Source organism: Lutimonas halocynthiae, from assembly GCF_030409835.1.
Classification (GTDB): domain Bacteria; phylum Bacteroidota; class Bacteroidia; order Flavobacteriales; family Flavobacteriaceae; genus Lutimonas; species Lutimonas halocynthiae.
Window position 1 is genome coordinate 188,479 of sequence record NZ_JAUFQO010000012.1, and the last position, 13,107, is coordinate 201,585.

Consider the following 13,107-nt stretch of genomic DNA (forward strand, 5'->3'; position numbering starts at 1 on the left):
CTATTCTCAATAGGGCCTTAAACTTTTATACACTAAAAGTGTAACGGTTTGAGGTCCAATAGAGTCTTATAATTATAAGCTAATAAAAATATAATCATGAAAAATTTTATCAAACTATCGCTAGTATTATTTCTTTTAATTGGGACCACTTCATGCATGTTCGATGGGGTTAGAGGAGATGGTGAAGTAGTATCTAAATCAAGAAAAATTTCAGATGATTTTGTACGTATCAATGCAAGCAGAGGCCTTGACGTTTATATAACTAAAAGTAAAAAGATTTCTTTGGAAGTTGAAGCGGATGAAAATCTCCACGAATTGATAGAAACCGAAGTGAAGAACGGAACATTGTATATAACTACAACTAAAAATATTTATTCAGCGAGCGCCAAAAAGATTCATTTATCAGTGAATCATATCAACGCAATACATGTGAATAGCGGGGCAGAGGTTTATTCAGAGAATACTTTTTCAACTGACAAACTTGTTATCAATGTCAGTAGTGGCGCCCATGCAAGAATGGATTTAAAAGTAGATGAGCTGACCTGTGAAAGTTCAAGTGGTTCTGAAATAAGAGTTGCTGGCGAAACAAACTATCTAATTGTATCATCTTCTAGTGGAAGCGATATTGATGCCTATGAATTAAAAGCAAAGACTTGTAAGGCTGATGCAAGCAGCGGTTCAGATATTCATGTGTATGTTACCGAATCCTTTGAGGGAAGTGCTTCAAGCGGAGCTGATATACAATATAAGGGTAATCCGGAAGAGGTCAATGAAAGTGACAACTCGGGCGGTAATGTTAGACGCGTGAATGGTTAAATAGTGATGTCTAAATTGGCGTATTTAAAATCACGTCTTTGGCGTGATTTATATATTTACGACCTATTGGAATTCGTTTATCCGAAACCAAGACAGAGTTCCCTTCAAGTGCCTGAATCTTGTCTAGTGCTACTGTAAAAGACCTATGCAACCTTAGAAATTGATTGCTGGGCAATTCTTCTGTAATTCCTGATAATGACTTATGAGCCAGATAATCACCTGATTTGGTAAACACTTTGATATAATCTTTCAGGCTCTCAATAAAAAAGATATCCTCAAATTTAATTTTGATCAACTTTTTATCCACTTTCAGAAAAATAAAAGATTTTTCAGTTGTAGGAGATGCGTCATCAGACTTATCAGTAATGAATTTATGCGAAATTTTATTTATTGATTTTAAGAAACGGGTAAAAGGAACAGGTTTTACCAAATAATCGAGCACATCAAGATCAAAACTTTCAACGGCATATTCTCGATAAGCTGTTGTAATGACAAAATAAGGTGATTTATCAATACTCTTAATAAAATCCAAACCGTTCATCTTTGGCATGTTAATATCGATAAAAACGACATCTATCTCTCCTGATTCTATAATAGATAAAGCCTCTAAGGGATTGGTAAATTTTCTTAGGAGCTCCATATTAGGAAATTCCTTTAAATGCGTCTCAATAACTTCAGCAGCTAAAGGTTCATCGTCAATTATAATACATTTAATCTTCATGCAGAGGTAATTTCAAATTCACTGTATATATATTTCCTTTAGATCTTGTCTTTAAACTATAGGATGAGCCATAAAGTAATTGTAATCTTCGCTTTGTATTTTCAATCCCAATACCATGTTTAGTGGCCGTATCATCACTTTTAACGAAATCATTTTCTACGGTAAAGTAAAGGAAATTGTCTTTAACAACAAAGGCTATATTGACATTTATGTCGGTTTGGTGTTTGGCTCCATGCTTAAAACAGTTTTCTAAAAAGGGTAGAAAGAGTAGTGGGGGAATTTCAATATCATCAATATTACCCTCAATACTGATGTTAGATTTTACTCTTTCTCCGTATCGTAATTTTTCCAGTTCCAGATAGCTATAAAGGTAATTTATTGATTTCATCAAGCTGATCGTGGGTTCTTTAACCTCGTAGAGGACGTATTGCATGATTTCAGATAATTTCATTACCACATTTGGTGCTTTAGGTGAATTTTTGATCACCAAAGCATAGAGATTATTCAGGGTATTAAAGAAAAAGTGAGGTTGGATCTGAGATTTAAGAAAATTAAGCTCTGTTTCGAGTTGCATCCTCTGCAGGTCATCATTGCGCTTCTTTTCATTAACCCAGTCATAAGTCAACTTTATAGCTGAGACCAATGCAATGACATAAATGGCACCGATTACTAACTCAACAACGTGAATCACAGTAAAGGGTTCCTGATTTCCCTGTGCTTCAGGCCAGATATTTTCGCTGACTAAAATATAGTTCAAGCCTGTTCTGGTCAGGTAAAAAAGGGCCAGAGACAAGGTAAACAAGAGAAAGAATTGTAAGTATTTCTTTTTAAGTATAAACTTAGGAATGAGATAATAGATTGTAAAATAAGTAATAATGATATTCAGCGGAAATTCAATCAGGTTGGATTTAAGTGAATACCAATAGTCATTATTAATCGTGGCAAATCTAAAAAAGTTAAAGATAAAGTAGATCAACCAAAAGAGTAGGTGATAACGTATTGGAATTCTAAACTCTGAAAAAAACTTTTTGAACATAATATTAATTAAGCCACTAATTAGAACCTATAAATACTAACTTTTCATTAAGACGTTGTCTTAATTGCTGAAGGTCATAACGGTATTTCTATAAGCAATTCAAAAACCCCAATTACTATTAAGGACCTCCAATTATTTCAACAAATTGCACCTCATCATCATTTTTGGCCGCAAGAATATAGGTTTTCTCTTTAATGTTTATAAAAGATAAATCTTTTGTGTCTCCAGGAATGTACAAGCCACTTTCAGAGGGCGCCATGGCTTTGAAACCACCTTGGCCATCACCTTCAAGATAAAGACCTACACCCGCGTCATTCCTAGGCGTTTCAACTTCTGATCCATAGAGATTTCCTGCAATAAGGATGTCAAGATTTGTATCATTATTAAAATCTTTAACCAATATTTGATTGATACTAGACACCTGAGATAAATTAGGTAATTGATGCTGAATAAATTCACCATCTTTATTTTCAAGATAAATACTGGCAAAAGATTTAACCTCATAGTGAAGCGATGTCTCAAGTGAGTTTTTCGTGTACACATCTTCAAGGGTTGCTACTGCAAAAGCATCGTAGTCCTTAAATTTTTTCTTGATAGCTGGTATTTGTTCAGAAGAACATTGTCTGCCCCTTACCGGAAATTTTTCACCTTCATCATAATAACTCAACACAATGTCATTAGAATTATTTTTATCGAAATCATTGAGATAAATATCAAAGGGTTCGTCTTTACTAGCTTGGTATTTGTAGTTTAAGCCCAAATTACCAACGATAAAATCAATATCACCGTCATTGTCAAAATCTCCTTCTTCAATGCTGAACCACCATCCTGTACTATCCGTTAAATTCAATTTTGGGGTAATATTCTCAAAAGAACCACGGTTATTTCTAAAGACCGTAACAGGCATCCATTCTCCTACAAGCATGAGGTCAACCCAGCCATCATTATCATAATCAGTCCAGCTGGCATCTGTAACCATGCCTATATCAATTAATTCAGGTGCTATCTTCTCAGTTACATTTATAAATTTCGCTTGCCCATTTGTGCTGATATTTTCAAGAATATAACTGCTGGTTGGCATTGGATAATTCTTTGGAACCAATCTGCCACCCACAAACAAATCAAGATCTCCATCTTTATCATAATCAAATGGATGCACTCTTGAACCGCTAATCAACATGTCAGGCAGGGCAGTAGTTGATTTTGACAGATTCCCTTTTCCGTCATTGAGGTATAAACGATCTTGTAATAATTCTGAATCATAGTCAAACTCACTTCCTCCACTAACGAGATATAGGTCGTTAAAACCATCTCCATTGGCATCGAAAATAAGACTTCCCAAGTCTTCACGATCGCTATCATTATCAACATCTGGAAAATGCTTTCTTTCAAATCCAGATGATGTCTGGTAATAAATAGCCGTTTGATTGTTATGAGCTCCTCCGATCACAACATCGTCTAAGCCATCCCCGTTTAAGTCTCCAACACTTGAACCAGGGCCGAATGAAGATGTTTTGTGAGGTAAGAGAACTTGATCCTTGAAGTCATCGTAAATGTTTTCTACATGTTTATGCTTCATTACAATACTTGGGTCGTTTTCAGTACGAAATAATTTTTCAGATTTAATTTCATCTGATCCTGCTCCAAAAACAGCATTGTTATAGTCAATGGTTAAAAACTGATTGCTCTCAATATCTTTTAAAATTTCAATTTTTCCATCAGGCCAGGTTATTTTTAATTCATCCGCTGCGGCGGATTGGCCAACACCGAAATGTAATTGTGGTGCTACGGAAGATTGAAATCCTCTGGTTAATGTTAGTTCTTGAAACTGTGTAAGTTCGTTTGTTTTTAAGAGGGCTTTTACACCTAAGCCCGAAGTATTGTTTTTTGGGCCTTTAAACCTCAACGTAATTGAGTTGTTTTGGTCTGAGACGAAGTTTTCAAATATGGCAGCCTTATCATCAATATTATTGATAACGATTTCCAGGTCTCCATCATTGTCAAGATCAGCATACAGGCAGCCATTTGACCAGCCTTCGAATTCAAGGCCCCAATCCTGGTTCATTTTATCAAAGGTGAGGTCACCATTATTTTTGAATACAAAATTGTCAATTTTTTCAGAAGGAATAGCCAATGACTTTTCAAGTAAGCTGGTTTGCTCCCATTTTTGATTGGCTAAATTATTGAAATAGTCTTTGTTGTTGATCTCTCTTCGCGTACCATTCGAAACGAATAAATCTTTCCATCCATCATTATCAAGATCGGCAATGAGTGGTCCCCAACTCCAATCTGTGGTTGCAACGCCGGCGATTCGTGCGACATTGCTAAAAGAGGGTAATGAATCGTGTACATTGCCATTATTCATTTGTAATTCATTTTGCATGTATTGAAAATGAAAACCTGCATTTACGGTTCCCCAGAATAAATCAGGGTTCATTCCCGCCATGTTGGCCTTTGAACGTCTATTGTTACCAGGCGTCATGTCCATTTGAAAAATATCTAATAACTGGTCGTTATTGAAATCAGCAATATCAACACCCATACCGTACAGTGCGGTTTGACGCGTTAATTGTTTTGAATGTTCAGAAAATGTACCGTTTTGATTATTGATCCACATGTAATCTGGCATATTGAAGTCATTGGAGATATAAATATCAGGCCAATTGTCATTGTTAAGGTCACCTACTGTAACACTATTTGTAAGACCAAACGATTCCAGACCTGCTTCTTTGGTTACGTCGGTAAAGACATCGCCATCGTTTCGATAGAGCTTGTCGGATTCTTCGTCGGTAACATTAAATATTTTAAAAAGATAATAATCATTTGGCGCATTAAATTTGGTAGGAGGGTAATTGGCAACATATAAATCTAAATCACCGTCTAAGTCATAGTCAAAAAATGTAGATTGGATGCTATTACCGATGTTGGCTACACCATACTCTTCAGCTTTTTCAGAAAAAGTATTGTCACCGTTGTTTATGTATAAAAGGTTGGCTTTTGTTCCAAATTTACCACCCACTGAGCAATATATGTCAAGCAAGCCATCATTGTTTACATCTGCCATAGTAACTCCGGTAAACCATCTGTTGTCACCGGCAACATTGGCTGATTCCGTAATATCTTCAAAATTCAGATCACCTTTATTAAGGTATAATTTGTTTGGTACCATATTTCCAGAAAAATAGAGGTCAATAAGCCCATCATTGTTTATGTCCCCTGCAGAGACACCACCTCCCATATACATATAGGCGAAAGACATATAATTCAAACTATCTGTTTCTGTAAGGTCGTTTGAGAAATTGATGTTAGTCTTATTCACATCTAATAGTTGGAACAGCTTTTTTGATGGCTGATCAGATGTTTGACAAGAAATTATAAGTACTAAAAGGAAGAGATAACCAATGATATTTTTCATTAGAAAATAATTTTATGTGCGGTTAAAAATACAAAAACAGAGCATCATAACAATGCTCTGTTTTTTAAAAAAAATAAAAATCTTTATTAGATTAGTATCCTGGATTCTGTGTTAAAATGCCACCACTTTGGTCAATAGCATTAATAGGAATTGGAAAGTTTTGATTTGCACTTGTCCATGTTCCTGCTTCTGTCGCAAAAGGAATAATAGTACGTCCTTCATTTACAAAATATTCGTTCATAACTTCTTCAGCAACACCCCATCTTCTAAGGTCAAATAAACGGTGACCTTCCATGCCTAATTCTAGACGACGCTCAAAACGAACAGCCTTTCTAGCATAATCCTGACTTGGGAAGCTTGTATATAATTCAATAGAATAATTGGCAGCGTCTCCACCTCCAGGTGCCTGAACATAGTTAGAGGCTTTAGCACGAGATCTAATTTGATTAACTATAGTAAGTGCTTCAGCTGTTTTACCATTTTCAACAAGCGCTTCAGCGTACATAAGCATAACATCAGCAAATCTCATAATGTGGTAATTTACACCTGACAATTGTTGACCCCAGCCACCAGTACCTTGGTTAGCTCCTTCTTCTCCACTTTGATATACATTTTTCTTTGGAAGATAAGATCCAGAGATATCAGAATACTCTGCACGAATCCAATCGTTACCAGGATTCACTCCATAACCGTTATAATCAATTCCTCTTCTTCCTACAGTATAATCAGCTCTTGGGTCTAATTTTCCTGCAAAAGGAGTGAAAGGCTGATCTGAATCAATAGCAAAGTCACTATTCACATCAGTCTGATTCCAAGTGTCAAGCAATGGTAAACCAGCATCATCCGTTTGGAAAGCATTTAACAAATCTTGTGTTGGTTGATAAAAACCACAACATGATCCAAAAGGACCTGGATTTGGAAAGTTTAATGCACCTTGCGTGTTGGCATTATAAGATTGTCCATCATCTTTTGTAAACTGGATTGAGAACATTGACTCAATACTGTTGTCACCAATTAATGTGAAGTTATCATTATAATTGTCAAGAAGACTATAAGGCCCGTTATTTACAACGCTTCCTAGCATAAGTTCAGCATCAGCAAACTTACCTTGATATAATTGTGCTTTTCCTAAGAAAGCTCTTGCAACCCAAGAAGTTGGTTTTCCAACAAGACCTTGTTCAGATGGAAGATTATCCATTGCGAACAAAAAATCTGCTTCTATTTCAGCCCAAATTGGACCAGGATTAGGTTGGTTAAATTCTGTGTCAGTGTAATTTTGATCAGAAATATAAGGAACATTCCCCCACATTTTTTGTAATTCAAAATTAAAATGACCTCTTAAGAATCTAGCTTCTGCCAATTGAGCATTGAAGTTACCTCCTTCAATTCCTGCTATTAAAGAAATAACAGCGTTAGCCCTGTTAATTCCAGCAAAAACAACAGCCCATTTTCCAAGAAAATAAGAACTACCAGTACCCCAAGTCATTGTCTCTATATTATAGAGCTCGCCTTGATCACCATCAGTACTTCCCTTGTGGGCATCATCGGCTAAAACGTCCATAATCCAGTTGTCACCAGATTGGGCCCATCCTTCACCAAAATTATTGTTTCTTTGACCATCAAGTGCAGAGTATGCACCAGTCAGCATCAAGTCGACACCAGTTTCATTTTGAAGAGCTGCATCACTAAGGGCTCCAATTGCGACACCTTCAGTGAACTCATCACTACATGCTAATATTCCTACTAGCAAGGTAAAATAAATTATATATTTTTTCATTGTAATTAAAATTTAACATTAACACCCAAGGTATATACCTTTGAAGCTGGGTAAATTCTACCATCTATTCCTAAACTTAAATTGTCATAAGCAACAATTTCAGGATCAAAACCTTCATAATCAGTTATTGTAAATAAATTAGTTCCCTGAAGATAAAAACGCATTGAAGTCATATTCCACTTATCCATTAGGGTTTGTGGTAATTTATAACCAATTTGTAAGTTTTTAAGTCTAAAGAATGATCCATCTTCTACGTAATAGGAGTTAGGATCTCCTTCATTATTTGTAATACTAGTTGAAAGTGCAGGTACATTGGTATCTTGGTTTTCAGGAGTCCAAGCATTTAATACTCTTGTACTTCTGTTACCATTTACGAAAGCAGGGAAATCAGTATAATACTTGTTAAAGTTATATATGTCATTTCCTTCAGAACCAGTAAAGAATGCCGATAAATCGAAATTTTTATATGCAGCCTGTAAATTAATACCATACGTGAAATCAGGATGCGGAGAACCAATTTTTGTACGGTCACCATCATCAATTACACCAGAACCATCAACATCTTCATATTCAAATCTACCTTCATCCGTAAAACCAATAACGTTTCTACCATAGAAGAAAGAGATTTCATCACCAACTTCAGTTCTTGTTGGTTGTTGCCCTCTAAGATCAGCAGTAGTTCCTCCAACTGGAGTATCTCCAATTAAAGCAGTAACTTCATTTTTGTACATAGAGAAGTTTCCGTTTACACCAAAGAAAAATCCTGAATCCCAAGTGTTTGAATAACCAATACTTAAGTCAAAACCTGTATTCTTCATATCACCTAAATTCACTAACGGAGCACCTGCATCAATCGCAGTAGTACTAATTAGACCGAAATCACGTGTAATCAAATCTTCAGTTTTAATTTGATAAACTTCAAAGCCTACATTAAGTTTGCTTGAGAACATATCTAGTTCAATACCAATATTTGATGTAACACTTGTTTCCCATTTCAAATCTGGGTTACCAACTTGAGACAAATTAGCTCCCGTAAAAATGCTGCTACCATTCAATGCGTAATTTGCAAACTGGTCACTTAAAGTTGAAATGTTAATTGTTGGATTGTCAGCAGGTAAAGTCTGGTTACCCAACTGCCCCCAAGAAGCTTTTAATTTCAATCTGTTAACAACACCTGTGTTATTGAAGAAATCTTCATTACTCATTACCCAACCACCACTAAAAGAAGGGAAAATATCAGTTTTATTATCTCCTAAGAATCTTGAAGATTCATCCTGTCTTACAGTAGCAGAAAAGAAATATTTACCTTTATAGTCGTAATTTGCAGTGGCAAATAAAGAATATAATGAATTGAACCCGTCATATGCATAATCAACATTAGGAGTTCCAGTACCGGTTGAAAGTAAATAGAAATCAGGATCTTCAAATAAATAACCTGTACGACTTATACCTTTTCCTTTACCTGAATACTTTAATGCTTCAACACCTATAAGTGCATTTATTTTATGATCACCGAAAGATTTATTCCAGTTTAAGGTATTTGTCCAACCCCAGTTATAATTCGTCTGATCTTGTTCATTCAAAGTGTTATTTGAAATAGGCTCTCCATGTTCAGGATCTAAAGCAGTAAAGTATCTTCCGTCAAAAGTATTAAAACCAAAAGCTAAAGTAGTTTTAAACGTCAATGACTCAAGAATATCCCATGATAAATAAGCATCACCGAAAACAGCGTATCGCTTAGAGTAATCATCACGAGTTCTGTAATTCTGTGCTACAGGGTTTCTAGAATTTGATAAACTAGGACCAGCTACACCAGCAAAAAGACCTTCATCATCATAAACAGGCAATAAAGGAGTAATTCTTTGCGCCATTTGCATCGCTTCGGCATTACCACTTCTTGTATTAGAGTAAGAAATGTTAACGTGCTCACCAATTCTCAGTTTTTCACCAATTTTAAACTCAGAGTTTAATTTGGTACTGATTCTTTCGAAACCTGTCTCATTAATGATACCATCACGATTTAAATAACCTACAGACATAAAATACTTACCTGATTCATTACCATTTGATAATGAAAAAGAAACATTAGAAGTAGGAGCAGTATCTGTCAAAGCTCCAATCCAATCTGTACCTCCAGGGTTTACAGCTGCTGACTTAACACCACTTGGGTAATATTCGATAGGGTCATAAGACGAAACTCTTGTGTATCCAACAATAGAAGTTGGTACGGTCCAAGTACCTGATCCAGTAGGGTCATACTGACCATGAGACAAATCTGCACCATCATTAACTTGAGACTGACGCAACACTTCAGCATGTTGTGTAGGATTCAATAAACTTGGGGCATTAGCGATTTCTGAAAAACCAGTATAGGCATCAAAAGAAAAAGTAGCTTTATTTTGATTGTAAGATCCACTTTTTGTTGTAATAATTACAACCCCGTTTGCCGCTCTAGCTCCATAAATAGCTGCTGCACCATCTTTCAACACGTTCATCTGATCAATATCAGATGGATTGATGTTGTTTAATGCTTGAGCATCATCCGTTTGAACACCGTCAATAATAAACAACGGATCCGTGTTGTTGGCTGTACCAAATCCACGAATGTTGATTTTTGGTGTAGATCCTGGCTGATTGTTTTGAATCACTGTTACACCAGTAACCCTTCCTTGAAGTGCTTCAGCTGCGTTAACAACAGGAGCTTTCAAAGCTTCATCCATGTCTACAGAAGCAACTGAACCTGTAATGTCACCTCTAGTTTGTGTTGAATAACCAACCACTACAACTTCTTCCAATTGGTTTTCACCACCTTCAAGTGTAATGTTGATTACTGAATCACTACCAACAGTAGCAGTTCCAGTTGTCATTCCAATGAACGTAAATTCTAAAACGTCACCTTCATTGGCTTCGATAGCATAATTACCATCGAAATCAGTAGTAACACCGGCATCGGTGCCCTGAACAACAACAGCGGCTCCAGGCAGCGGCCCATCAGCGTCTGATACTGTTCCTGTGATCGTCTTTTGAGCCATTGTAAAGCTGCTGGTCAAGAAGATCGCCAGAATGATTAAACTTTTAAATAATTGTTTTCCCATAATAAATAATTATTAATTAATAAATTGATTGTAAGCGTGCGGTTTTTTTTGAAAAAACCACCAAAAAATATTTTAATGCATAATGATAGAAGTTTAAATTATGTTTCTAAAAAATAATATACAAATAACTTAATACGTCCCACAGATAACATTTATTTAACAACAAACATGATATCTGAACCGAAACGTTAATTTTTCCTTAATATTTTAACCGCAATATATAAATTTTTCTTAAGAATATTGTAATACAATTCAGTCCAATTGTAATACCATTATATTCTTAAATTCTACAGGATGGCTCTCGCTTTGCAGCGAAATGTAACCCTGTTTTAATTCTTTTCCTTCCAGCTCTGTTAATGAGTTATATTCACCGCCTATAATTGGATGATCATATTCCAATACTTTTTCACCATTTATATAATGAGAGATCAATGAATCATTTCTAACTTCAATTTCCAAATTGACCCACTCATCACCATAAAAAGTCTTCGAATTTGAATCAATACAATGAGTTGTAACGAGTTCATTATTCATGTGTACATGGCTTCCGGGAGTGCAAAGGTTGGCAGTGCTTCTGGGCACGTCTTGCTCCAATCCGCCTAATAGTTGCACTTCAACACATACCGGGAAGTTTTGATCTAATTCCATGGTCTCTGGATCTTGGCAATGAATCATAACACCACTATTACGTGTAGCCCAATCTTCTCCACCTTTTACTTGCTCTCCTAAAAACCGATACGCTAGTTTTAATCTGTAATTTGCAAAAGGCGTTTCGTAAAATAAATGCCCGAATGAATTGTCAAAAGTTTCATACTCGGAATAATCAACCTTTATAACACTATCACGAACAGTAAATGTATTTTTATAATTCACGCCTAAAGGATGTCCTTTTATTTTAACATTCCAGTTGTCTAAATCGACACCATTAAATAAAGAGACCCATTTTTTTTGATCAGAAGAAACCTGTTCTTTTTTGCAGTTTATCAATGATATTGATAAAAAGATGATAATAATTGAAAGCGGTATAATTTTCATAAAATTCATCTATACATAACACTAAAGCCGAAGTTAAGCAGGAGAATCAGCGCTATGACAACGATTTAGTAAAGTTTTAAACTTTATATTAACAATGATTAATTGAATAGTTGCTCATATTTTTGCTAAATCAAAACCAAATTAATTACTTTGTTTTTTAATAATGTTCAAAATACTTCAGTGAAAGACAGTGTACAAGAGATAGAGCCTTACAGAGCAGAGGGGATTGTTTATCATGCAGACACCTGTCTGCCTTTGGTTGATGCGATTTCACGCGAGAAGCTGAAATTTAAAGCTTTGGCTCGTTATACTTACCCCGGAGACAGACTTACTGATGATACGTTAGGATTAAATTCTATTGGCTATTGGGATGCTATGGAGCCTCAGGATTGGGGTTTGAACTGGCATAGAAATGAGGGAATTGAGTTTCATTTTCTAGAATCTGGTTCAATGCCTTATGCTCAGGAAACTGAAAAAACAGAATTAAGACCAAATCACCTTACTATTACAAGACCTTGGGAAGCACATAAGGTTGGAAGTCCTGAAATAGGGATGGGAAAGTTTTACTGGGTTATTATTGACTTAGGAATAAGAAGACCACATCAGGAATGGGTATGGCCAGACTGGATCATGATGACAGAAAAGGATTTAAAGCGCCTGACCAAAATATTGAGGTTAGACGATCAATGGTTATGGCAGTCTAACTCCAAAATGAGAGAATGCTTTCACAAGATGGGCATAGCAGTAGATAATGATGTTGAAGGCAGTAGTGCTTCGAAAATCAGGCTATTAGTGAATGAAATGCTAATCTTATTATTAGAATTGGCAGATTCAAAAGAAGTAGTGTTGAATGAAGCACTTACAGATAGTTCTAGAAGTGTCCAGTTGTTTTTAAACGAGTTAGATAAAAATTTATCTGAAAATTGGACTATAGAGAGAATGGCTGATTCAGCCGGAGTTGGCCTGACAAGATTTACCTATCACTGTCGTCAATTGACCAATACAACTCCAATGAGGTATTTGGCCATGAAGCGAATTGAAAAGGCTAAAACAATTTTGCTTAAAAACCCTGAGTTAAGTGTGGCTGAAGTAGCATATAGCTGCGGTTTTGCCACAAGTCAATATTTCTCTACAGTATTTAAAAGACAGGAAAAATGTACGCCACTCGAGTTTAAGGTGAGTTTGTAAAGCTCAGGTGATCGGAGGTGAGGT

At 35.8% G+C, this 13,107-nt stretch carries 8 protein-coding genes; 2 read left to right on the forward strand and 6 right to left on the reverse strand.

The window, feature by feature from the left end; all coding sequences use genetic code 11:
- Nucleotides 1-96 precede the first annotated feature (96 nt).
- The gene (locus tag QWY87_RS12490; RefSeq protein ID WP_290291664.1) at nt 97-816 is read left to right on the forward strand and encodes a head GIN domain-containing protein; all 720 of its coding nucleotides are present in this window, start codon (nt 97-99) and stop codon (nt 814-816) included.
- Nucleotides 817-826: 10 nt separating this feature from the next.
- Here the strand turns inward: QWY87_RS12490 and QWY87_RS12495 are convergent, their stop codons facing one another.
- The 6 genes from QWY87_RS12495 to QWY87_RS12520 all read right to left on the reverse strand — a co-directional run bounded on the left by QWY87_RS12495 (nt 827) and on the right by QWY87_RS12520 (nt 11,895).
- Entirely contained in the window at nt 827-1,537 is a 711-nt protein-coding gene (locus QWY87_RS12495) for a LytR/AlgR family response regulator transcription factor (RefSeq protein WP_290291667.1), read from the reverse strand.
- On the reverse strand, nt 1,527-2,573 hold the full coding sequence (locus QWY87_RS12500; protein WP_290291668.1) for a sensor histidine kinase: 1,047 nt from the start codon (nt 2,571-2,573) through the stop codon (nt 1,527-1,529). The genes QWY87_RS12495 and QWY87_RS12500 overlap by 11 nt, the downstream gene beginning before the upstream one ends.
- A gap of 118 nt (nt 2,574-2,691) precedes the next feature.
- A complete protein-coding gene (locus tag QWY87_RS12505) occupies nt 2,692-5,988 on the reverse strand; it encodes a CRTAC1 family protein (protein ID WP_290291671.1) in 3,297 nt (1,098 codons plus the stop codon).
- 91 nt (nt 5,989-6,079) lie between these two features.
- The gene (locus tag QWY87_RS12510) at nt 6,080-7,765 is read right to left on the reverse strand and encodes a RagB/SusD family nutrient uptake outer membrane protein (RefSeq protein WP_290291672.1); all 1,686 of its coding nucleotides are present in this window, start codon (nt 7,763-7,765) and stop codon (nt 6,080-6,082) included.
- A 5-nt stretch (nt 7,766-7,770) separates the two neighbouring features.
- Nucleotides 7,771-10,860, reverse strand: coding sequence for a SusC/RagA family TonB-linked outer membrane protein (locus QWY87_RS12515; protein ID WP_290291674.1), 3,090 nt, complete (start codon nt 10,858-10,860; stop codon nt 7,771-7,773).
- A 252-nt stretch (nt 10,861-11,112) separates the two neighbouring features.
- Nucleotides 11,113-11,895, reverse strand: a complete 783-nt coding sequence (locus tag QWY87_RS12520; RefSeq protein ID WP_290291676.1) for a 3-keto-disaccharide hydrolase — start codon at nt 11,893-11,895, stop codon at nt 11,113-11,115.
- Between the two features lie 150 nt (nt 11,896-12,045).
- Here QWY87_RS12520 and QWY87_RS12525 point away from each other — a divergent pair, with 150 nt between their 5' ends.
- A complete protein-coding gene (locus QWY87_RS12525; RefSeq protein ID WP_290291679.1) occupies nt 12,046-13,083 on the forward strand; it encodes a helix-turn-helix transcriptional regulator in 1,038 nt (345 codons plus the stop codon).
- Nucleotides 13,084-13,107 lie beyond the last annotated feature (24 nt).